At 63.9% G+C, this 21,806-nt stretch carries 20 protein-coding genes; 11 read left to right on the top strand and 9 right to left on the bottom strand.

The features are described from left to right. Nucleotides 1-81: 81 nt before the first annotated feature. Nucleotides 82-1,014 carry a lipid A biosynthesis lauroyl acyltransferase gene (locus LOY34_RS20285; protein ID WP_045195451.1) on the top strand — a complete coding sequence of 311 codons (933 nt, stop codon included), beginning with the start codon at nt 82-84 and terminating at the stop codon, nt 1,012-1,014. Nucleotides 1,015-1,102: 88 nt separating this feature from the next. After that, nucleotides 1,103-2,260 (top strand): patatin-like phospholipase family protein, encoded by a 1,158-nt coding sequence (locus LOY34_RS20280; RefSeq protein WP_195884814.1) that lies wholly within the window; start codon nt 1,103-1,105, stop codon nt 2,258-2,260. 6 nt (nt 2,261-2,266) lie between these two features. Here LOY34_RS20280 and LOY34_RS20275 read toward each other — a convergent pair whose 3' ends face one another. Together LOY34_RS20275 and LOY34_RS20270 are read right to left on the bottom strand one after the other, a co-directional pair. Beyond that, a complete protein-coding gene (locus tag LOY34_RS20275; RefSeq protein WP_045195448.1) occupies nt 2,267-3,070 on the bottom strand; it encodes a VacJ family lipoprotein in 804 nt (267 codons plus the stop codon). Beyond that, entirely contained in the window at nt 3,063-4,361 is a 1,299-nt protein-coding gene (locus tag LOY34_RS20270; protein WP_045195447.1) for a hypothetical protein, read from the bottom strand. Before LOY34_RS20270 ends, LOY34_RS20275 begins: the two co-directional genes overlap by 8 nt. Nucleotides 4,362-4,603: 242 nt before the next feature. Here LOY34_RS20270 and LOY34_RS20265 point away from each other — a divergent pair, with 242 nt between their 5' ends. Continuing rightward, nucleotides 4,604-4,966 (top strand): hypothetical protein, encoded by a 363-nt coding sequence (locus LOY34_RS20265; protein ID WP_045195445.1) that lies wholly within the window; start codon nt 4,604-4,606, stop codon nt 4,964-4,966. Nucleotides 4,967-5,056: 90 nt separating this feature from the next. Here the strand turns inward: LOY34_RS20265 and LOY34_RS20260 are convergent, their stop codons facing one another. Continuing rightward, nucleotides 5,057-6,613: a beta (1-6) glucans synthase gene (locus LOY34_RS20260; protein WP_195884813.1), complete on the bottom strand. Its 1,557-nt coding sequence runs from the start codon at nt 6,611-6,613 to the stop codon at nt 5,057-5,059. A gap of 224 nt (nt 6,614-6,837) precedes the next feature. On the opposite strand from LOY34_RS20260, the gene LOY34_RS20255 reads away from it, so the two are divergent. The 3 genes from LOY34_RS20255 to LOY34_RS20245 all read left to right on the top strand — a co-directional run bounded on the left by LOY34_RS20255 (nt 6,838) and on the right by LOY34_RS20245 (nt 9,844). Continuing rightward, entirely contained in the window at nt 6,838-7,686 is an 849-nt protein-coding gene (locus LOY34_RS20255; protein WP_195884812.1) for a glycine betaine ABC transporter substrate-binding protein, read from the top strand. Nucleotides 7,687-7,877: 191 nt separating this feature from the next. Then, nucleotides 7,878-8,189, top strand: coding sequence for a DUF485 domain-containing protein (locus tag LOY34_RS20250; RefSeq protein WP_038994010.1), 312 nt, complete (start codon nt 7,878-7,880; stop codon nt 8,187-8,189). Next, nucleotides 8,186-9,844: a cation acetate symporter gene (locus LOY34_RS20245; RefSeq protein ID WP_258663937.1), complete on the top strand. Its 1,659-nt coding sequence runs from the start codon at nt 8,186-8,188 to the stop codon at nt 9,842-9,844. The genes LOY34_RS20250 and LOY34_RS20245 overlap by 4 nt, the downstream gene beginning before the upstream one ends. Nucleotides 9,845-9,968: 124 nt before the next feature. Here LOY34_RS20245 and LOY34_RS20240 read toward each other — a convergent pair whose 3' ends face one another. Beyond that, nucleotides 9,969-10,121, bottom strand: coding sequence for a DUF3309 family protein (locus LOY34_RS20240; protein ID WP_010224169.1), 153 nt, complete (start codon nt 10,119-10,121; stop codon nt 9,969-9,971). Nucleotides 10,122-10,362: 241 nt separating this feature from the next. Here LOY34_RS20240 and LOY34_RS20235 point away from each other — a divergent pair, with 241 nt between their 5' ends. From LOY34_RS20235 to csrA, 3 genes are all read left to right on the top strand, one after another. Continuing rightward, complete coding sequence (locus LOY34_RS20235; RefSeq protein ID WP_195884810.1) at nt 10,363-11,178, top strand: SDR family oxidoreductase; 816 nt, start codon at nt 10,363-10,365, stop codon at nt 11,176-11,178. 53 nt (nt 11,179-11,231) lie between these two features. Beyond that, nucleotides 11,232-11,564, top strand: coding sequence for a YnfA family protein (locus LOY34_RS20230; protein WP_045195432.1), 333 nt, complete (start codon nt 11,232-11,234; stop codon nt 11,562-11,564). A gap of 135 nt (nt 11,565-11,699) precedes the next feature. Further along, nucleotides 11,700-11,882: a carbon storage regulator CsrA gene (gene csrA / locus LOY34_RS20225; protein ID WP_045195430.1), complete on the top strand. Its 183-nt coding sequence runs from the start codon at nt 11,700-11,702 to the stop codon at nt 11,880-11,882. A gap of 1 nt (nt 11,883) precedes the next feature. Here csrA and LOY34_RS20220 read toward each other — a convergent pair whose 3' ends face one another. The 5 genes from LOY34_RS20220 to mnmC form a co-directional block, all read right to left on the bottom strand. Continuing rightward, on the bottom strand, nt 11,884-12,111 hold the full coding sequence (locus LOY34_RS20220; protein WP_045195429.1) for a YheU family protein: 228 nt from the start codon (nt 12,109-12,111) through the stop codon (nt 11,884-11,886). A gap of 66 nt (nt 12,112-12,177) precedes the next feature. Then, a complete protein-coding gene (locus LOY34_RS20215) occupies nt 12,178-13,362 on the bottom strand; it encodes an osmoprotectant NAGGN system M42 family peptidase (protein ID WP_195884809.1) in 1,185 nt (394 codons plus the stop codon). Nucleotides 13,363-13,376: 14 nt separating this feature from the next. Then, nucleotides 13,377-15,122 carry an N-acetylglutaminylglutamine synthetase gene (gene ngg / locus LOY34_RS20210; RefSeq protein WP_045195425.1) on the bottom strand — a complete coding sequence of 582 codons (1,746 nt, stop codon included), beginning with the start codon at nt 15,120-15,122 and terminating at the stop codon, nt 13,377-13,379. Nucleotides 15,123-15,125: 3 nt separating this feature from the next. Further along, entirely contained in the window at nt 15,126-16,913 is a 1,788-nt protein-coding gene (locus LOY34_RS20205; RefSeq protein ID WP_195884808.1) for an N-acetylglutaminylglutamine amidotransferase, read from the bottom strand. 150 nt (nt 16,914-17,063) lie between these two features. Then, on the bottom strand, nt 17,064-19,079 hold the full coding sequence (mnmC, locus tag LOY34_RS20200; RefSeq protein WP_195884807.1) for a bifunctional tRNA (5-methylaminomethyl-2-thiouridine)(34)-methyltransferase MnmD/FAD-dependent 5-carboxymethylaminomethyl-2-thiouridine(34) oxidoreductase MnmC: 2,016 nt from the start codon (nt 19,077-19,079) through the stop codon (nt 17,064-17,066). A 135-nt stretch (nt 19,080-19,214) separates the two neighbouring features. Between mnmC and pap the strand changes: the two genes are divergently transcribed. Together pap and LOY34_RS20190 are read left to right on the top strand one after the other, a co-directional pair. After that, nucleotides 19,215-20,708 (top strand): polyphosphate:AMP phosphotransferase, encoded by a 1,494-nt coding sequence (pap, locus tag LOY34_RS20195; RefSeq protein WP_195884806.1) that lies wholly within the window; start codon nt 19,215-19,217, stop codon nt 20,706-20,708. A gap of 140 nt (nt 20,709-20,848) precedes the next feature. Further along, the gene (locus LOY34_RS20190) at nt 20,849-21,805 is read left to right on the top strand and encodes a DMT family transporter (protein ID WP_093380397.1); all 957 of its coding nucleotides are present in this window, start codon (nt 20,849-20,851) and stop codon (nt 21,803-21,805) included. Nucleotide 21,806 lies beyond the last annotated feature (1 nt).

Raw genomic sequence — 21,806 nt, 5'->3', positions numbered from 1 at the left:
CTTATAACGAGAACACCGGTTGGCCGCAACCCGTGCCGAACCGTTGTAGAATGCCCGGCCCTTGTCTTTCCGGAATCTTTAATGGATCGCCCGCGTTTTCGTCGTTACTTTCTGCACCCGCGCTTCTGGCCGCTGTGGCTGGGCCTGGGCCTGCTGTGGCTGATCGTGCAGCTGCCGTACCGGGCCTTGCTGGTGATCGGCCGTGCCCTGGGGGCGCTGATGTACCTGGTGGCCGGCGAACGCCGCTACATCGCGGCGCGCAACCTGGAACTGTGTTTCCCCGAGCTACCGTCCGTCGAACGGCAGCGCCTGCTCAAGGAAAATTTCGCTTCCACCGGCATCGCCTTCTTCGAAATGGCCATGAGCTGGTGGTGGCCAAAGGCCCGGTTGGCGCGCCTGGCGCACATCGAAGGGCTCGAGCACCTGCAGGCCGCCCAGCGTGATGGCCAGGGTGCCATCCTCATGGCCCTGCACTTCACCACCCTGGAGATCGGCGCCGCGCTGCTGGGGCAGGAACACACCATCGACGGCATGTACCGCGAGCACGGCAACCCGGTGTTCGACTTCATCCAGCGCCGTGGCCGCGAGCGGCACAACCTCGATTCGCTGGCGGTAGAGCGCGAGGACGTGCGCGGCATGCTCAAGCTGCTGCGCGCCGGCCGTGCCATCTGGTACGCACCCGACCAGGACTACGGCGCCAAGCAGAGCCTGTTCGTGCCGCTGTTCGGCATCGAAGCGGCGACCGTCACCGCCACCACCAAGTTCGCCCGCCTGGGCAAGGCACGGGTGATCCCCTTCACCCAGCAGCGCCTGGCCGATGGCAGCGGTTACCGGCTGGTGATTCATCCGCCGCTTGCGGACTTCCCTGGTGAGACCGAAGAGGCCGACTGCCTGCGCATCAACCAGTGGATCGAAACGGCGCTGCGCGAATGCCCGGAGCAGTACCTGTGGGCGCATCGGCGCTTCAAGTCGCGTCCGCCGGGGGCGCCGAAGCTCTACGAAAAACGGCGTTGAGGCAATCGCGGGTCAAGCCCGCTCCCACAACTATCTGTGGGAGCGGGCTTGACCCGCGATGAATTCACCAAAAATCCAGGAAGGTAAAATGGCTGAACCGATCACCGGCTTGATCCTCTCTGGCGGCGGCGCCCGCGCCGCCTACCAGGTCGGTGTGCTGGCCGGCATTGCCGATCTGCTGCCGCCCGGTGCCGCCAACCCCTTCCCGGTGATCGTCGGCACCTCGGCCGGCGCCATCAATGCCGTGACCCTGGCCAGCGGCGCCACTCATTTTGCTGACGCGATCCGCCGCCTGACCAGTTTCTGGCAGGGCTTTCGCAGCCATCAGGTGCTGCGCAGCGACTGGCCCGGGGTGATCCGCCAGGCCAGCCGCTTCGTCGGCCACAGCCTGCTTGGTCTCGGCGCGCCGGTTCCGGTGGCGTTGCTCGACAGCTCGCCGTTGCGCACACTGCTCAGCCAGCACCTGGACCTCAACGGCATCGGCCACGCCATCGAGCAGCAGCACCTGCGCGCGGTGGCGGTGACGGCCTTTGGCTACGAGTCCGGCCAGGCGGTGACCTTCTACCAGGGCAAGGGCGCCATCGACCCCTGGCTGCGCCACCGGCGTATCGGCCTGCCGACCCGCCTGAGCGTCGAGCACCTGCTGGCCAGCTCGGCGATCCCCTTGCTGTTCGCTCCGGTCAAGCTCGGTGAGGAATTCTTCGGTGATGGCGCGGTGCGCCAGTCGGCGCCGATCAGCCCGGCCCTGCACCTGGGCGCCAGCCGGGTACTGGTGGTCGGGGTCAGCGGCAACCCGCAGCGGCCCCATGAAGGCGAAATGCGCCAGCGCATCTTCAGCGGCCAGCAGCCGAGCCTGGCACAGATCGGCGGGCACATGCTCAACAGCACCTTCATTGACAGCCTGGAAGACGATATCGAGCTGCTGCAGCGGCTCAACCACCTTAGCCACCTGATGCCCGAGCACCTGGAACGCCGGCGCCTGGGCCTGGCGCCGGTCGAGGTACTGGTGGTTGCGCCCAGCCAGCCGCTGGACGAGATCGCCGCCCGCCACCGACGTGAGTTGCCGGCGGCGCTGCGGCTGTTTTTGCGTGGCCCGGGGGCGACCAAAACCAGCGGCGCCGGGGTGCTCAGCTACCTGCTGTTCGAAGCCGGCTATTGCAGCGAGCTGATCGAACTCGGGCGCCGCGACGCCCTGGCCAAGCGCCGCGAGCTGTGCTGCTTTCTTGGCCTGCCGGCGCCCAGCTGAGGGCGCTTACTCGGCGATCTGCAGCTTGCGCGCCTCGGTGTAGACGTAGCGCACCTTTTCGTACTCGAACGGCGAGTTGAGCTGGCCATAGCGGAAGCTGGTGGTGTAGCGCTTGTCGACGGCGCGCAGTACCCAGACTTCCGGATGGTTGCTGCTGACTTCGGCGACGTTGAGGAAGTTGATCCAGTTCTCGGCGCCATAGTCCACCGCCAGGCCACCGGTATCGCGCAGGTTCGACGGGCCGATGATCGGCAGCATCAGGTATGGGCCTTCCGGCACGCCGTAGAAGCCCAGGGTCTGGCCGAAATCCTCGCTCTGGTGCGGCAGGCCCATTTTGCTTGCCGGGTCCCACAGGCCGGCGACGCCGATGGTGGTGTTGAGCAGCAGGCGCGCGGTGATTTCCATCGAGCGCTTGCCCTTGAGCTGCAGCAGGCTGTTGAGCAGGTTCGGCACATCGCCGACATTACTGAAGAAGTTGCTCACGCCGCTGCGCACAAAGTGCGGGGTGATGTAGCGGTAGCCGTTGACCACCGGCAGGAACACCCATTGGTCGAAGCGGTAGTTGAAGTGGTAGATGCGCCGGTTCATCGATTCCAGCGGGTCGTAGACGTTCAGCGCCGCCAGGGTCGAGCGTTCGAATTCGCGCTGGTCCAGGCCGGGGTTGAACTTGAGTGCCTTGAGCGGTTCGGTGAAGCCATCGGCATCGACCGGATCGGCTTCGATGACGCTGGCGCGCGGTGCGGTTTCTTCAGCCGCCTGGGCCAGGCCGCAGGCCAGCAGCGCGCTAATGATCAGTAGGCGTTTAACCACGGAAGAACTCCAGCATGGCGTCGCTGTTGACGCGATAATTGAGGTTGCCGCAATGGCCGCCGTGGGGGTACAGGGTCAGGCGATCGCCGAAGGCGCTGCGCAGGAAGCCCAGGTCGCCAGGGCCGAGGATGACGTCGTCGGCGTTGTGCATCACGGCGATTTTCGGGCTCTGTTGCAGGTAGTCCTTGAGCGCGTAGAGGCTGACCTGGTCGACCAGTTGCAACAGGCTGCCGCCGTCGGTGCGGGCACGCCACATGGGGATCACCTGCTCGGTCAGGTAGCAGTCGAAGTCGCATTGCAACGCGCGCTTGAAGAACGGCGTGAGGCTGCTGCCTTCGGTGATCGGGTACTTGGGCGGGATGATCAGGCCGCGGCGGTTGATCAGGTCGGAGGTAAAGGCGATATCGGCCGCCGAGAAGCGGAACGAGGTGCCGATGACCATTGCCATCTGCTCGTTGGACAGGTGCTGGCGTGACTGCTGGAAGTCGTACAGCAGCGCATCGTTGAGGTCGATGTAGCCCTTCTGCTGGAAGTAGCGGGTTAGCTTGTTGAGCACCAGCTCATAGAAGGTGGTGCTGTTGTTGACGCCCTTGACCTCAGTCTGCACCAGCTTGTCGAGGTTGCTGATCGAGGTGTAGAGGTTGACCGGCGGGTTGAGCAGCAGCACGCGCTTGAAGTTGAAGCTGCGCCGGGTTTCATCCAGGTGGCTGACAAACGCCGCATCCAGGGCGCCGAGGCTGTAGCCGCTGAGGTAGTACTCGCTGACCGGCAGGCGCGGGTGCTGAGCGCGCACGCCCTGCATCACCCGGTAAAGGTCTTCGGCGTCTTCCTTGGTCACCCCGGGGGTGGCGTAGCGCGAGGCGGCGGTGATGAAGTCGAAGCTGGTCGGTGATGACAACTGCACCACGTGGTAGCCAGCCTTGTAGTAGAGCTTTTTCAGGTACTCGTTGATGCTGCTGGAGTAGGGCGCGCCGGTGCCGGCAATCAGGAAAATCAGCGGCGCCTCGTGGTCCTGGCGGGCCAGGCGATACTTGAGCTTTTTCACCGGCCAGAAATTGTCGGGCAGGGTGAAGGCCCGCTCCGGGCGCATGTTCAGGCTGTAGTCGGACTGGGTGATGTCGTCGTCGCTAGGCAGCTCCGGGCGTAGCTCCGGCGGCGTCGTGGCGATGGTCGCCTCGAACGGGTTGGTCAACGGATAGCCGTAACTGGCCGCGTCGATGGTTTGTGCCCAAGCGCACGCACTCGAGATAAAGCCACCCAACAGGGCAGCGAGGCGCAGAGAACGAAGCATGACGGATCCCCAAAAATGCAGCAGCAAAGTGCGTTACGCAGGCTAGGACCATGGTGGCCCCGGCAAAGTTGCCTGGCGCTCCGGCATTTATCGTCCCAGATGTTGCCGCCGTCCAATGAGGATTCGCAACAATTGGTTCCATTTATCTACAGGACAAAGTAGCTGAGGCTGGCGCTTTTGCCTTGCATAGACGCCCCGGACGATTATGCTGGGCGCCGATTTTCATGTTTCTGGAGTGTCGCATGTCCCGCCGTTTACCGCTGATCGCATTGCTGGTGTTTCTGCCCTTGTGGCTGGCGGCAAGCTATGGGCTGCGTTATGTGCTGATGGAAGATGCCCACTGGGTGGCGACCTGCGCCGACCAGGCACAACTGTGGGGCTGCCAGGCGCGTTCGCTGATGGGGTTGATGATTCACTTCAGGATCGTGGCCTGGTCGGCCCTGGGCCTGGCACTGCTGGCCATGCTGGTGCCAGGGCGCGCGGGTTGGCGCCTGGCGGTTGCGGCACTGGTGTGCGGCATTCCGGCGTTGGTGTTGTACACCGCGAGCATTGCCGTGTTTGCAGTGGTGCTGGCGGGGTTGCGCTTGGTGCGGCGCTCCAGCTGACATTGCGGCGCTGCCATCGCTGGCAAGCCAGCTCCCACAGGGATCTTGTGGGAGCTGGCTTGCCAGCGATGGGGTGCGAAGCAGCCCCGGTTACTGCTGAACCCGAACCCGCAAGCTACGCCACAACGCCGCCACCATCAGCACGCTCACCCCGGCCCAGACCAGCGCCTGCTGGTTGCTCAGCCCTTCACGGTACAACTGCGGGGCGATGCCGGCGCCGATGATCAACGCCAGCAAGGCCGCTTCGCCCCGGCGTGCCGCCACCGGCCGCAGCAGGTACACCACTGCCGGCAACAGCAAGGCGGGGCTGGGGAAGCTGCGATAACGCGGGTCGAACACCAGCGCCAGCATGCTCACCGCCGCGGCAAAACCCGCCGCCAGCAACCACCAGCCGCCACGCGCTTGGAGCCAGGCGAAGGCCCGCTGGCGCCAGCCCTGGCGTTGCGACAAGGCCAGCGCAGCATGGGCGAGCACCAGCAGGTTCAGGCCCACCAGCACAATCGCCCAGACCCACTCGCCGACAAAGCGGCTGTTGATGCGCAACTGTTCGCCCCACAGGCCCAGGCTGGCCGCAGCCAGGGCCGCCAGCAGTGGCAACAGCAAAGCGCTGCGAGTGCCGCGTAGGCGCCCGGCCAGCAGCAGGGTGGCGATGAACAGTACGACACCTGCGCCCAGCCACTGCGGCCAGAACGCCAGGTTGCTCACCGGCCCTTCAAGGATGCCCTTGTCCTGGCGGTCGGCGTCATACAGGCCCCAGTAGCCGCCCACGGCGCCTTCGCTGGCACGCTTCCACGGCTGGTCGAAAGCTTCGATCAGGTTGTACTGCCAGCCGTGCTGTTCGGCCATGGCGACGAAGCCGCGAATGAAGCGTGCCTCGTTGACCCGGCTGGGCAGGGCGGTTTCGCGCTGGCGGCCTTCGCTCGGCCAGCCGGTTTCGCCAATGACGATCTCCTTGGGCGCGAAGCGGTTGCCGAACACCTGGCGAATCTCGCCGACGTGCACCAGGGCATCGTCGATGCTCTTCGGGTCATCTTCCCAGTAGGGCAGCAGGTGGATGGTCAGGAAGTCCACCGCCGGAGCGATCTCGGGGTGTTGCAGCCAGAACTCCCAGACATCGGCGTAGGTCACCGGCACGCTGACCTGGCTTTTCACCTGGTTGATCAGCGCCGCCAGTTGCGGGCCGGTGACTTCCTTGCGCAGCAGGGTTTCGTTGCCGACGATCACCGCCTTGACCACATCCGGGTTGGCATTGGCCGAGGCGATAAGGGCCTTGACCTCTTTTTGCGAATCCACCGGGTTGGCGTTGATCCAGGCGCCGAGCATCACCTTCAGGCCATGCTTGCGGGCGAGGTCGGGAATGGCCTCAAGGCCGGTCATCGAGTAGGTGCGGATGCATTCGAAACGCTCGGCAAGCAAGGCCAGGTCAGCGTCCATGCGCGCCGGGCGCAGCTGGAATGGCTGGTCGAACGGCGACTGGTCCTTGTCGAACGGGGTGTAGGAGGCGCACTGCAGCTTGTGCGACGCGCTGGCCGCATCCGGCAGCACCACCGGCTTGCCCAGGCCGTACCACAGCCCTCCGAGGGCGAACAGGCCCAGCAGGCAGGCGAACAGGTAGGGTAATAGCGGGAAGCGCGCAGTCGAGGACATGGAACAGACCGTGTGGAAACAAAGCCGTCAATAGTACCCGCAAATGGCGCCGGCCAAAGCCTTGGGCTACAAAGATCGTCAGGGTGGGTGTTGCTTGATGTAACGATTTCAATGGCTGGCGATGTGATGTCGTTTCTCGTTGTCCCGAGGTCGCTACCAGAGCAGGTCAGCGACCATGCGCGGTTGATGATGCAGCTTCCGTGACGTGACGAGGGGATGCTTGGATGAAAATGCGACGACTCCTGGGGGTGGGCACCGCCCTGGTACTGGCCATTGGCGCGGGGCAAGCGCTGGCCAAGGAAGTGAGCATCGGCTATGTCGATGGCTGGTCCGACAGTGTGGCGACCACCAACGTCGCCGCCGAAGTCATCAGGCAGAAGCTCGGCTATGACGTCAAACTGCAGGCCGTGGCCACCGGCATCATGTGGCAGGGGGTGGCCACCGGCAAGCTCGACGCCATGCTCTCGGCCTGGTTGCCGGTAACCCATGGCGAATACTGGACCAAGAACAAGGACAACGTGGTCGACTACGGCCCCAACTTCAAGGATGCCAAGATCGGCCTGATCGTCCCCGAATACGTCAAGGCCAGCTCGGTGGCCGACCTCAAGACCGATGACAGCTTCAAAAAGAAAATCGTCGGCATCGACGCAGGCTCCGGGGTCATGCTCAAGACCGACCAGGCCATCAAGGACTACGACCTCACCGGCTACAAACTGCAGGCAAGCTCTGGCGCGGCGATGACCGCAGAGCTTGGCCGCGCCTATGCCAAGCAGCAATCGATCGCGGTGACCGGCTGGGTGCCGCACTGGATGTTCGCCAAGTGGAAGCTCAAGTTCCTCGAAGACCCCAAAGGCGTGTATGGCGCCGCCGAAACCGTCAACAGCATCGGCAGCAAGGAACTGGACAGCAAGGCGCCGGAAGTGGCGGCGTTCCTGAAGAAATTCCAATGGCAGTCCAAGGATGAAATCGGCGAGGTCATGTTGGCCATTCAAGAGGGCGCAAAACCTGAAGCCGCAGCCAAGGACTGGGTGGCCAAGCACCCGGAACGCGTAGCCGAGTGGACCGGCAAATAATGGCTTAAAGCCTCTATCTGGCACCTTCCAGGGCCGCACCCGCGAAACGCCGGTGCGGCCCTTGTCGTTTCAGGCTGTTACCGAATCGGTAAAAGAGTTTTGCATCTAAGACTAAGGTCGTCTGGAGTGCGTTCGAAGGCAGCATAAAGTGGAGTGGGTACTACCTAATCTGTGCTGCGAGGACAAAAACAATGAACGACAGCATTTACCTCTCGATACAAAACAGCCCGCGGTTCAAGGAGCTGGTTTCAAAACGCGAACGTTTCGCCTGGATTCTCTCGGCGATCATGCTCGGTCTCTACGCCGCCTTCATCCTGTTGATTGCCTATGGCCCGCATATTCTCGGTGCCAAGCTCAGCCCTGACTCGTCGATCACCTGGGGTATTCCCCTTGGTGTCGGTCTGATCATCTCGGCTTTCATCCTCACGGCCATCTACGTGCGTCGCGCCAATGGCGAGTTCGACGAGATGAACAAGGCGATCCTCAAGGAGGCTCAGCAATGATCCGGCGTCTACTGGCAACCCTGGCCTTCGGCGTTTTTGCACCCGCCGTCTGGGCCGCTGACGCCCTCACCGGCGCGGTGCAGAAACAACCCTTGAACGTCTCGGCGATCGTCATGTTCGTCGCCTTCGTCGGTGCCACCCTGTGCATCACCTACTGGGCGTCCAAGCGCAACAAGTCCGCCTCCGACTACTATGCCGCCGGCGGGCGCATCACCGGTTTCCAGAACGGCCTGGCGATTGCCGGCGACTATATGTCGGCCGCATCCTTCCTGGGTATTTCCGCCCTGGTGTTCACCTCCGGTTACGACGGCCTGATCTACTCGATCGGCTTCCTGGTCGGCTGGCCGATCATCCTCTTCCTGATCGCCGAGCGCCTGCGCAACCTGGGTAAATACACCTTTGCCGACGTCGCCTCGTATCGCCTGGGGCAGAAGGAAATCCGCACCCTGTCGGCCTCCGGCTCGTTGGTGGTAGTGGCCTTCTACCTGATCGCGCAGATGGTCGGTGCCGGCACGCTGATCCAGCTGCTGTTCGGCCTGGACTACCATGTTGCGGTGATCCTGGTCGGCATTCTGATGTGCATGTACGTGCTGTTCGGCGGCATGCTCGCGACCACTTGGGTACAGATCATCAAGGCCGTGCTGTTGCTCTCCGGTGCCAGCTTCATGGCGCTGATGGTGATGAAGCACGTCAACTTCGACTTCAACGCGCTGTTCTCCGAAGCGATCAAGGTTCACCCCAAAGGTGAAGCGATCATGAGCCCGGGCGGGCTGGTCAAAGATCCGATCTCGGCGTTCTCGCTGGGCCTGGCGCTGATGTTCGGTACCGCTGGCCTGCCGCACATCCTGATGCGCTTCTTCACTGTCAGCGACGCCAAGGAAGCGCGTAAGAGCGTGCTGTATGCCACCGGTTTCATCGGCTACTTCTACATCCTGACCTTCATCATCGGCTTTGGCGCGATCCTGCTGGTCAGCACCAACCCTGAGTTCAAGGACGCTGCCGGCGCCCTGATCGGCGGCAACAACATGGCGGCGGTGCACCTGGCCGATGCCGTGGGTGGCAGCGTGTTCCTCGGCTTCATCTCGGCAGTGGCCTTCGCCACCATCCTGGCGGTGGTTGCCGGCCTGACCCTGGCCGGTGCCTCGGCGGTGTCCCACGACCTGTATGCCAGCGTGATCAAGAAGGGCAAAGCCAACGAGAAGGATGAGATCCGCGTCTCGAAGATCACCACCGTCGCCCTTGGCGTGTTGGCGATCGGCCTGGGCATCCTGTTTGAAAGCCAGAACATCGCCTTCATGGTCGGCCTGGCGTTCTCCATCGCTGCCAGCTGTAACTTCCCGGTACTGCTGCTGTCGATGTACTGGAAGAAACTGACCACCCGTGGCGCCATGATCGGTGGCTGGATGGGCCTGATCAGTGCCGTGGCGCTGATGATCCTCGGCCCGACCATCTGGGTGCAGATCCTCGGCCACGAGAAGGCGATCTACCCGTACGAGTACCCGGCGCTGTTCTCGATGATCATTGCCTTTGCCGGTATCTGGTTCTTCTCGATCACCGACAAGTCCAAGGCCGCCGATGACGAACGCGCGCTGTTCTTCCCGCAGTTCGTACGCTCGCAGACTGGCCTGGGTGCCAGCGGTGCGGTGTCTCACTAAGTAAGCAAAAAGGCAGCCTTTGACTGCCTTTTTTTAGCTGCAAGCTCCAAGCCACAAGCCGCAAGTTGAAGCCGTACGCGTACTGCTTTGACTTGCGGCTTGCTGCTTATGGCTTGCAGCTTTTCTATATCTTGCCGAGCAACAACAGGATCAGCAGGATGATCAGCACCGTACCGATGATGCCGGATGGCCCATAGCCCCAACTTCTGGAGTGCGGAAAGACGGGTAAGCCACCGATCAACAGCAGAATCAGGATGATGATAAGTATGGTGCCCATGGCAGTTTCCTTGTTTGGCTTGAGAAGTAGGCGTTACGCTGCAATCCATCTCTTCGGTCATGTGTTTCATGCCCGCCTGTTAATTCCGACTGCCGCCAGTGGCTAAAAGTTTTATCCCATCTTTATTAGTCACGTTCACCGCTGTTTGCCCCGGCTATTCAGCATCCTGATACTGAGTGGGTGGCGGCCTTGGCTTCGCTACACTGGCCTGAACTTTCCAGAACAGTACAAGGCAGCTGCTATGCAAAAGCGCATGATGATTACCGGTGCCGGCTCGGGGCTTGGGCGCGAAATTGCCTTGCGCTGGGCGCGCGAGGGCTGGCAACTGGCCCTGGCCGATGTCAACGAGGCCGGCCTCAAGCAAACCCTGGCGCTGGTACGCGAGGCCGGCGCCGACGGTTTCGTGCAGCGCTGCGATGTGCGCGACTACAGTCAGCTCACCGCCCTGGCCCAGGCCTGCGAAGAAAAGTTCGGCGGCATCGATGTGATCGTCAACAACGCCGGGGTGGCCTCGGGCGGGTTTTTCGCCGAGCTGTCGCTGGAGGACTGGGACTGGCAGATCGCAATCAACCTGATGGGCGTGGTCAAGGGCTGCAAGGCTTTCCTGCCACTGCTCGAGCGCAGCAAGGGCAGGATCATCAACATCGCCTCGATGGCCGCCCTGATGCAAGGCCCGGCGATGAGCAACTACAACGTCGCCAAGGCCGGGGTGCTGGCCTTGTCGGAAAGCTTGCTGATCGAGCTGCGCCAGCAGGAGGTCGCGGTGCACGTGGTGTGCCCGTCGTTCTTCCAGACCAACCTGCTCGACTCGTTCCGTGGCCCGACCCCGGCGATGAAAGCCCAGGTCGGCAAGCTGCTGGAAAGCTCGCCGATCAGCGCCGCCGATATCGCCGACTACATCCACCAGCAAGTGGCCGCCGGCGAATTCCTGATCCTGCCTCATGAGCAGGGCCGCGAAGCCTGGAAGCTCAAGCAGCGCAACCCGCAGATGCTCTACGACGAGATGGCCAGCATGGCCGAGAAAATGCGCGCCAAGGCGCGGCCGTCCCAGGCTTGAGCGTCGCCATCAGGTATTCTTGGCCATCCTTTGAACAGCCTTGAGTACCTGGTGTGATCAATTACCTGTGGTTTTTCCTCGCGGCGATCTTCGAGATCGGCGGTTGCTATGCCTTCTACATGTGGCTGCGCCTGGGCAAGAGCGCCTGGTGGATTGCCCCGGCCTTGCTCAGCCTGACCCTGTTCGCGCTGATCCTCACCCGGGTCGAAGCGGCGTATGCCGGGCGCGCCTATGCCGCCTATGGCGGTATCTACATCGTCACTTCGCTGTTGTGGCTGGCGCTGGTCGAGCGGGCGCGGCCGCTGGGCACTGACTGGATCGGCGCGTTGTTGTGCGTGCTGGGGGCCAGCATCATCGTCCTCGGGCCACGTTTGCAGAGTGCCTGAAGGGTCGAAAACTCAAGAAATCTGTAGGCAAAATCGCCCAGCTAAGTGGGATGGGTCTAATTCGCCGTCGGAGCATTGAAGGCGTCCGGCACCCCGTGCAGTCTCCGAATTCCCTGATTTGTGGAGGATCGGAGCATGTTGGTAATAGGCCGCGAAATAGGCGAAATCATCGCCATCGACGATGACATCAAGATCAAGGTGTTGTCGGTGGACGGCAACACCGTGCGCTTCGGCATCAGCGCGCCGCGGCACATCGAGGTGCACCGGGCGGAGATCTACAAGCGTATCGTCGAGCAACTGGCCAAGCAGGCCGGTTGAATCAGTCGAGCAGTTCCTTGGGCACGTCGTGCTTGGCCAGCAGCTGGCATTGCTGGCTTTCAAGGTCGAACAGAATGAACGCCTGTTTTTTTGCCAGCGCCTGGCGCACCCGCAGCACGCGGGTTTCCAGCGGGGTGTCGTCACCGTTGTCGGTGCCGTCGCGGGTGACGAAATCCTCGATCAAGCGGGTGAGGGTTTCGGCTTCCAGTTGGTCGTAGGGAATCAGCATGAACAGGACAGGTCTGGCGAAAAGGTAGCGCCATGCTACGCCAAACCTGTCCTGGCTGTGTAGGCGCTAGTTTTTGTTGCTGACCAGGCTGTCGACGGCCGGCACCCGGGTATCGCTTTCCATCTGTGCATCGTGCTCAAGCTGGTGGCTGAAACTTTCCAGCGAACTGCCAGTGGCTTGCGAGTCGCTGGCAAACACCGGCGGGCTGAGCAGGTAGGCGGTCAGCAGGCGGCTCAGCGCCGCCAGGCTGTCGATGTGCGTGCGTTCGTAGCCATGGGTGGCGTCGCAACCGAAGGCCAGCAGGGCGGTGCGAATATCGTGACCGGCGGTGATCGCCGAATGCGCGTCGCTGAAGTAGTAGCGAAACACATCGCGGCGAGCCGGCAGTTCGTGTTCGCGGGCAAGTTTGAGCAAGTGGCGCGTCAGGTGATAGTCATAGGGGCCGGCCGAATCCTGCATGGCGACGCTGACCGCGTGTTCGCTTGAGTGTTGCCCGGGCGCGACCGGGGCAATATCGATGCCGACGAACTCGCTGACGTCCCAGGGCAGGGCGGCAGCGGCGCCGGAGCCGGTCTCTTCGGTGATGGTGAACAGCGGGTGACAGTCGATCAACGGCTGTGCGCCGCTTTCAACAATGGCCTTGAGCGACGCCAGCAGCGCCGCGACACCGGCTTTGTCATCCAGGTGGCGGGCGCTGATATGGCCGCTTTCGGTGAACTCGGGCAGTGGGTCGAAGGCGACGAAGTCACCGATGCCGATGCCCAGCGACTCGCAATCGGCGCGGGTGGTGCAGTAGGCATCCAGGCGCAACTCAATGTGCTCCCAACTGACCGGCATCTGATCGATGGCGGTGTTGAACGCGTGGCCGCTGGCCATCAGCGGCAACACGCTGCCGCGCAGCACGCCGCTGTCGGTGAACACGCTGACGCGGCTGCCTTCGGCAAAGCGGCTGGACCAGCAGCCCACCGCCGCCAGCGACAGCCGGCCGTTGTCCTGGATCGCCCGCACGCTGGCGCCGATGGTGTCCAGATGGGCGGACACCGCCCGGTCGGGCGAGCTCTTGCGGCCCTTGAGGGTAGCGCGGATGGTGCCGCGACGGGTCAGTTCGAAGGGGATGCCGAGCTCCTCGAGGCGCTCGGCGACATAGCGCACAATGGTGTCGGTAAAGCCGGTGGGGCTGGGAATGGCGAGCATTTCCAGCAGGACTTTCTGCAAGTACGTGAGGTCCGGTTCGGGAAGCTGTTGGGGCATGCGAACTCCTGTGCTCATGGCGCGGGTCGACTGTGGGGGAACAACAGGTCGACGAAGCGCTCGGCAGTCGGTTGCGGTTCATGGTTGGCCAGGCCGACGCGTTCATTGGCTTCGATGAACACGTAGTCGGGCTGGTCGGCGGCCTTGACCATCAGGTCCAGGCCCACCACCGGGATGTCCAGGGCGCGGGCGGCGCGGATGGCAGCGTCGACCAGCACCGGGTGCAGGCGCTCGGTGACGTCCTCCAGGCAGCCGCCGGTGTGCAGGTTGGCGGTGCCGCGCACAGCCAGGCGCTGGCCGGCAGGCAGTACGCTGTCGTAATCGACCCCGGCAGCGTGCAGGGTGCGCTGGGTTTCGTGGTCCAGGGGGATGCGGCTTTCACCGCCCGTTGCCGCCTGACGCCGACGGCTCTGGGCTTCGATCAGGGCGCCGACGGCGTGCTGGCCGTCGCCGACAATCTGCGCCGGGTGGCGGATGGCGGCGGCGACCACGTCGAAACCGATGACCACGATGCGCAGGTCAAGGCCGGCATGAAAGCTTTCCAGCAGCACGCGGCTGTCGAAGCGCCGGGCGCTTTCTACCGCTGCACTGATTTCATCGAGGGTGCTCAGGTTTACCGCCACGCCGTTGCCTTGCTCACCGTCCAGCGGCTTGACCACCACCGCGCCATGGTCTTCGAGGAAGGCCAGGTTGTCATCGGCATTGCCGGCCAGTTGCTGCGCCGGCACCTGCAAGCCTGCGGCGCTCAGTACCTTGTGGGTCAGACTTTTGTCCTGGCACAGGGTCATGCTCACCGCCGTGGTCAGGTCGCTCAGCGACTCGCGGCAACGTACCCGCCGACCACCATGGATAAGGGTGAACAGGCCGCCATCGGCATCGTCGACCTGCACCTCGATACCGCGCCGGTACGCCTCCTCGACGATGATCCGCGCATAGGGGTTGAGCCCGGTTTCAGGGCCTGGGCCGAGGAACAGCGGCTGGTTGATGCCGTTCTTGCGCTTGACCGCGAAGGTCGGCAGGTTGCGAAATCCCAGCTTGGCGTACAGGCGCTTGGCCTGGCGGTTGTCGTGCAGCACCGAGAGGTCGAGGCAGGTCAGGCCGCGGCTCATGAAGTGCTCGATCAAATGCCGCACCAGCACTTCGCCGACACCCGGGCGGGTGCACTGTGGGTCCACCGCCAGGCACCAGAGGCTGCTGCCGTGTTCCGGGTCGGCAAAGGCCTTGTGATGATTCAGGCCCATGACGCTGCCGATGATCGCGCCGCTGTCTTCGTCTTCGGCCAGCCAGTACACCGGCCCGCCCTGATGGCGCGGGGTCAGCAACTCGGGGTCGATCGGCAGCATGCCGCGGGCCTGGTACAGGGCGTTGATCGCCTGCCAGTCGCTGTCGCTCTGCGCCCGGCGGATACGAAAACCGCGAAACACCCGTTGCGCCGGGCGGTAGTCGCTGAACCACAGGCGCAGGGTGTCGGACGGGTCGAGGAACAATTGCTGCGGGGCCTGGGCCAGCACCTGCTGCGGCGCCGCCACGTACAGGGCAATGTCGCGCTCGCCGGGGCGTTCGTCGAGCAGGGCGCTGGCCAGGCTGGCCGGGTCGGGGTAGGTGTGGCCGATCAGCAGCCGCCCCCAGCCGCAGTGCAGCGAACGCGGCTGGTCGTGGGGCTGGCTGCCATCGCCGGCCAGTTGCGCCTGCAGTCGCTCATAGGACGGCACCTGGCCGCGCAGCAGGCGCTGGCCGTAAGGTGAGGCATGGGCTTTCATCGATCAGATTCCTTGTTCGCTGAGCCACAGGTTCAAGGCAGCCAGTTGCCAGAGCTTGGAGCCGCGCAGCGGCGTCAGCTGGCCGTGGGGATCGCTGAGCAGGCGGTCGAGGGCGGCGGGGTTGAACAGGCCGCGGTCCTGGCTGGGGTCAAGCAGCAACTCACGCACCCAGTCCAGGGTTGCGCCCTGCAGGTGCTTGAGTCCCGGTACCGGGAAGTAGCCCTTCTTGCGGTCGATGACTTCACTGGGGATGACCAGCCGCGCCGCTTCCTTGAGCACCTGCTTGCCGCCATCGGGCAGCTTGAAGCGCGCCGGGATGCGCGCCGAGAGCTCGACCAGGCGATAGTCGAGGAACGGCGTGCGCGCTTCCAGGCCCCAGGCCATGGTCATGTTGTCGACCCGTTTGACCGGGTCGTCGACCAGCATCACCGTGCTGTCCAGGCGCAGGGCTTTATCCACCGCATCGCTGGCGCCGGGCTGGGCGAAGTGCTGGCGGACAAAGTCGCCGGCGACGTCGTGATCGAGCAGCCAAGGCGCTTGCACGGTGGCGGCATAGTCGTCGTAGCTGCGGTCGAAGAACGCCTCGCGGTAGGCCGCGAACGGATCGCGCGCGCCGTCCACCTGCGGGTACCAGTGGTAACCGGCGAACAACTCGTCGGCGCCCTGGCCGCTTTGCACCACCTTGCAGTGCCTGGCCACTTCCCGCGACAGCAGGTAGAAGGCAATGCAGTCATGGCTGACCATCGGCTCGCTCATGGCGCGAAAGGCCGCGGGCAACTGCTCGATGATCTCCCGCTCATCGATGCGCAATTGATGATGGCGGGTACCGTAGTGGCGGGCGATCAGGTCGGAGTACTGGAACTCGTCGCCGCGCTCGCCGCCGGCATCCTCGAAGCCGATGGAGAAGGTCGACAGGTCATCGACACCGACCTCGCGCAGCAGGCCGACGAGCAGGCTCGAGTCGACACCGCCGGACAGCAACACACCGACATCCACCGCAGCGCGTTGACGAATCGCCACCGCCTCGCGGGTACTGTCGAGGACGCGGTCGCGCCAGTCTTCCAGGCTCAGGTCCTGTTCATCGGTGCGCGGACCGTAGTGCAGGTGCCACCAGACTTGCTGCTCGCAGCGGCCCTGGGCATCGATGCGCATCCAGCTGGCCGGTGGCAGTTTCTCGATATTGGCCAGCAGGGTGCGTGGCGCTGGCACCACGGCGTGGAAGTTCAGGTAGTGGTTGAGCGCCACTGGGTCGAGCACCGGGTTGATGTCGCCGCCCTTGAGCAGCGCCGGCAGGCTTGAAGCGAAGCGCAGGCGTTCGCCGGTGCGCGACAGGTACAGCGGCTTGACCCCGAGGCGGTCGCGGGCGAGGAACAGCTGCTGGCTGTCACGTTCCCAGATCGCCAGGGCGAACATGCCGTTCAGGCGCGGCAGCAAGTCGGCGCCCCAGGCGTGATAGCCCTTGAGCAGCACCTCGGTGTCGCCATCCGAGTAGAAGGCATAGCCGAGGCTTTCCAGCTCGCTGCGCAGCTCGGGGAAGTTGTAGATGGCGCCGTTGAAGGCCAGCGACAGGCCCAACGGGTTATCGACCATGGGCTGCGCCGAGCCGTCGGACAGGTCCATGATTTTCAGCCGGCGATGGCCCAGGGCAATCGGCCCCTGGCTATGGAAACCCCAGGCGTCAGGGCCGCGAGGTGCCAGGTGATGGGTGATCCGCTCGACCGCGGCGAGGTCCGCCGGGCGTGGTGGGTGGGCAACAGGGGTGAAACGAAACTCTCCAGCTAATCCGCACATAAGTCCTTACCGGTTTTGCCGTTGGGGAAGGTGCCCGAAACCCGGGCACATGGAAACTGACCGGTGCGGATAGCGAGAGTTTTAGATCAATCGGTTATAAGCGGTAGCTGCAAGCGACAAGCTTCAAGCTGCAAGAGCACGCCGGGTCAATCAGCTTTTAGTGTGTGGCTTGGCGCTTGTCGCTGCTTTTTTACTCCTGATCAATTCACGCAACATGAAGCGATTCGGGTGGCAGGCTTCGGCTACGGCGCGGGGCACCGGCAGCGGTGCGTTGTCGGCCCAGGCGGCGATCATTTCGCCCGCCAGTGGCGCGGTGATCAGCCCCCGCGAGCCATGGCCGCTGTTAATGAACAGGCCTTCGAGCCAGGGGCAGGGGGTGGCGGGAATTTGCCGGGCATCGCGGGCCAGCACGGCGTAGTCGTGGTTGAACTGCGCCTGTTCGGCCAGCGGGCCGACAATCGGCAGGTAGTCGGGGCTGGTGCAGCGAAACGCGGCGCGGCCCTGCAGCGTATGCGGGTCGAGACTGTGGGCGCCCAGGCGCTGGGCCAGGTCGCTGGAGATCGCCTCAAGCAGGCCAAGGTTGCCGACGTGCTCGCCGGGGGTGGGCGTGAGGTCGGTGCTGTGAAAGTCGAAGCTGGCGCCGAGGGTGTGCTCGCCATTGCGCGGCGGCGCGACATAGCCGTCGGCGCACACCACCGTGGTCAATGCCTGGCTTTGCGCTGTCACGGGCAAGCGGGTGACCTGCCCGCGAATGCGCTTGAGCGGCAGCCCGGCGCAAGGCTCGAAGTTGTGGATTTCGGCGGCGGTCGCCAACACCACCAGCGGCGCGCTGGCCAGCAGTTTGTCGCTTTCCCAGGCTTGCCAGAGGCCGTCGACCTTACGCAGTTGCAGTACCTGATGATGGGTCAGCAGGGTGATGTTCGGGTGCTGCAGTTGCGCCTGGCACAGCGCCGGCGGATGCACCCAGCCGCCTTCAGGGTAGAACAGCCCGCCGCTGTCCAGGGCAACCCCGGCCAGTTGTTCAGCCTGCTCACGGTCCAGGCGTTGCAGCAATTGCGGGTTGAAAGCTGCGGCCAGTTGCTGCTGGCGCTGGTCTTCCTTGGCGTCGAAGGCCAGCTGCAGCACCCCGCAGCCATCCCAGTCCTGGCCGCGCTGCAGGCGTTCGAGCAGCCGCCGGGTGTAGCCGAAACCGCTGAGGATCAGGCGCGACAACGCCGTGCCGTGTGCAGACAGCTTCAGGTACAGCACCCCTTGCGGGTTGCCCGAAGCTTCTGCTGCTGGCGTCGCATGGCGCTCCAGCACCTTTACCTGCCAGCCGCGGGCGGCCAGGCTGGCGGCGCTGGCGCACCCGGCAAGGCCAGCGCCGATCACCAGCGCCTGGCGTGGGCCGCGCAGGGCAGGCGGCCGGGCAAACCACGGCGCGCTGGCGGCCGGTTGCGGCTGCTCGGCCGGCCAGCCATTGAAGGCGCCGCGCAGCACTTCCCATTTCTTGCCGATGCCGGGAATGCGCTTCATGCTAAAGCCCACGGCGATCAGGCCGCGGCGCACCCAGCCGGTGCTGGTGAAGGTGCCGAGGGTGGTGCCGGGCGCTGACAGCCGGCCGATCTCGGCGAACAGCTCCGGGGTCCACATTTCCGGGTTTTTGGCCGGGGCAAAGCCGTCGAGGAACCAGGCATCCACCTGGGCATCGAGCTGCGGCAGTTGCTCCAGCACGTCGCCGATCATCAGGGTCAGGCGCACCCGGCCCTGCTCGAACTCAAACGGCTGGAAGCCTTCGTGCACTGCCACGTACTGGCTCAGCAACTGGCTGCTCAACGGCGCCAGCTGCGGCCACAGGGCCAGGGCGCGGCTGAGGTCGGCGCGGGTCAGGGGGTATTTTTCGACGCTGATGAAGTGCAGCCGCGCATCAGCCGGGGCGCACTCGGCAAACAGCTGCCAGGCGCAGAAGAAGTTCAGGCCGGTGCCGAAGCCGGTTTCGCCGATCACCAGGCACTGGCCCGGCTGCATTGCGCTGAAACGCTGGCGCAGGTCGTTCTGGTCGATGAACACGTGACGGGTTTCCTCCAGGCTCTGCTCCTTGGAGAAATAGATGTCGTCGTATTGGCGCGAGTGCGGTCGGCCCTGGTCGTCCCAGTCGATCTGGGCGTATTGGGTTACTTCGGTCATGTTCGGCTCAGCATTGGCAAGAGGGCCATTTTAGCTGATCGGCGCCAGGCTGTTTGACCTGTGGCAGGCTTTGTTTTGTGCCGACAAAGGTTTCGACAATCCGCTAGTCTTGCTTATCCAAGTAGGGAGCCTGGTATGTTCGAATCCGCTGAAATTGGTCACGCCATCGACAAAGACACCTATGACGCCGAGGTCCCGGCGCTGCGTGAAGCGTTGCTGGAGGCGCAGTTCGAGCTCAAGCAGCAGGCGCGTTTCCCGGTGATCGTACTGATCAACGGCATCGAAGGTGCCGGCAAGGGCGAGACGGTCAAGCTGCTCAACGAATGGATGGACCCGCGCCTGATCGAGGTGCGCACCTTCGACCAGCAAACCGACGAAGAACTCGCCCGTCCACCGGCCTGGCGCTACTGGCGGGCACTGCCGGCCAAGGGGCGGATGGGCGTATTTTTTGGCAACTGGTACAGCCAGATGCTCCAGGGCCGCGTGCATGGCCAGTTCAAGGATGCCGTGCTCGACCAGGCCATCCGCGGCGCCGAGCGCCTCGAAGAAATGCTCTGCGATGAAGGCGCGCTGATCTTCAAGTTCTGGTTTCACCTGTCCAAGAAGCAGATGAAAGCCCGCCTCAAGGCGCTCAAGGACGACCCGCTGCACAGCTGGCGGATCAGCCCGCTGGACTGGCAGCAGTCCGAAACCTACGACCGTTTCGTGCGCTTTGGCGAGCGGGTGCTGCGCCAGACCAGCCGCGACTACGCGCCCTGGCATGTGATCGAGGGCGTCGATCCGCATTACCGCAGCCTGGCTGTGGGCAAGATTCTGCTCGAAGGGCTGCAGGCCGCGCTCAAGTCCGATCACGGGCCGATCCACCAGGCCAACATCGCGCCGCTGGGTGAAAGCATCGATCAGCGCAGCCTGCTCGGCAGCCTCGACCTGAGCCTGCGCCTGGACAAGGACGACTACCAGGAACAACTGATTACCGAACAGGCGCGCCTGGCCGGCCTGCTGCGTGACAAGCGCATGCGCCGCCACGCCCTGATTGCCGTGTTCGAAGGCAACGATGCGGCGGGCAAGGGCGGTGCCATTCGCCGGGTGGCGGCAGCCCTCGACCCGCGCCAGTACCGCATCGTGCCGATCGCCGCGCCCACCGAAGAAGAGCGCGCGCAGCCGTACCTGTGGCGCTTTTGGCGGCACATTCCGGCGCGTGGCAAGTTCACCGTGTTCGACCGTTCCTGGTATGGCCGGGTACTGGTCGAGCGGATCGAAGGCTTTTGCAGCCAGGCCGACTGGATGCGCGCCTATGGCGAGATCAACGACTTCGAAGAACAACTGAGCAATGCTGGCGTGGTGGTGGTGAAGTTCTGGCTGTCGATTGACGAACAGACCCAGCTCGAACGCTTCCAGGAGCGCGAGCAGATCCCGTTCAAGCGCTTCAAGATCACCGAGGAAGACTGGCGCAACCGCGAGAAGTGGGGGCAGTACGCGGAGGCTGTGGGCGACATGGTCGACCGCACCAGCAGCGAGATCGCGCCCTGGACCCTGGTCGAGGCCAATGACAAGCGCTGGGCGCGGGTCAAGGTGTTGCGCACCATCAACCAGGCGCTGGAGGCGGCGTTCAAGAAGCATAAAAAATGATAGCGGGGCTGCGAATAGCGGCCCCAGCAGGAACTCAGGGAATGAAGTACTGAATTCTTTTCCGCATTCTTGCCTGTCTCGCCACCAACCCAGCCCGTAGAATCCAGTTTCCCCCCACCAAAGGGCTTTCGAGGCTGGTTATGCATATTTCTTCCGGACGCTGGGTCTACGGTCTGTCCTTGTCGCTGCTGACCGCCGTGCTCTGGGGCATCCTGCCGATCAAGCTCAAACAGGTGCTGCAGGTGATGGACCCGATCACCGTGACCTGGTTTCGCCTGCTGGTGTCCGGCGGCCTGTTGCTGGCCTGGCTGGCGGCAAGCAAGCGCCTGCCCTCGTTCAATGGCCTCGGGCGCAAGGGCTGGGGCCTGGTGTTGCTGGCTACCTGCGGGCTGGTGGGCAACTATGTGCTGTACCTGGTCGGGCTCAAGCTGCTCAGCCCCGGCACCGCCCAGCTGGTGGTGCAGATGGGCCCGGTGCTGTTGCTGGTGGCCAGCGTGTTCCTGTTCAAGGAACGCTTCAGCCTGGGGCAGGGCATGGGCCTGGTGATCCTGCTGCTGGGCTTTGGCCTGTTCTTCAATCAACGCCTGGATGAGCTGCTCACCTCCCTGAGCGTCTACACCACCGGCGTGCTGACCATCCTCCTGGCGACCTCTATCTGGGTGTTCTATGCCCTGAGCCAGAAGCAGCTGCTGACGGTATGGAACTCGATGCAGGTGATGATGGTGATCTACCTGTTTTGCGCAGCCTTGCTGACCCCTTGGGTGCATCCGTTGGAGGCGCTGCAATTGAGCCCGCTGCAAGGCTGGCTGCTGCTTGCCTGCTGTTTGAACACCCTGGTGGCCTACGGCGCGTTTGCCGAAGCCCTGGCGCACTGGGAAGCCTCCAAGGTCAGTGCGACCCTGGCGGTGACGCCGCTGATCACCTTTGTGGCGGTGGCCCTGGCAGCCTGGTTCTGGCCCGACTTTGTCCACGCCGAGCAGATCAACACCCTGGGCTACATCGGTGCGCTGGTGGTGGTGCTGGGCTCGGCGCTGACCGCCCTGGGCCCGTCGATCATGGCCGGCTGGCGGGCCAGGCGCGTTCGCCTGGCCCGGTGAT

It is taken from the genome of Pseudomonas sp. B21-009 (genome assembly GCF_024749345.1).
Lineage (GTDB): Bacteria > Pseudomonadota > Gammaproteobacteria > Pseudomonadales > Pseudomonadaceae > Aquipseudomonas.
This window is presented reverse-complemented; position numbering and strand designations above follow the sequence as displayed.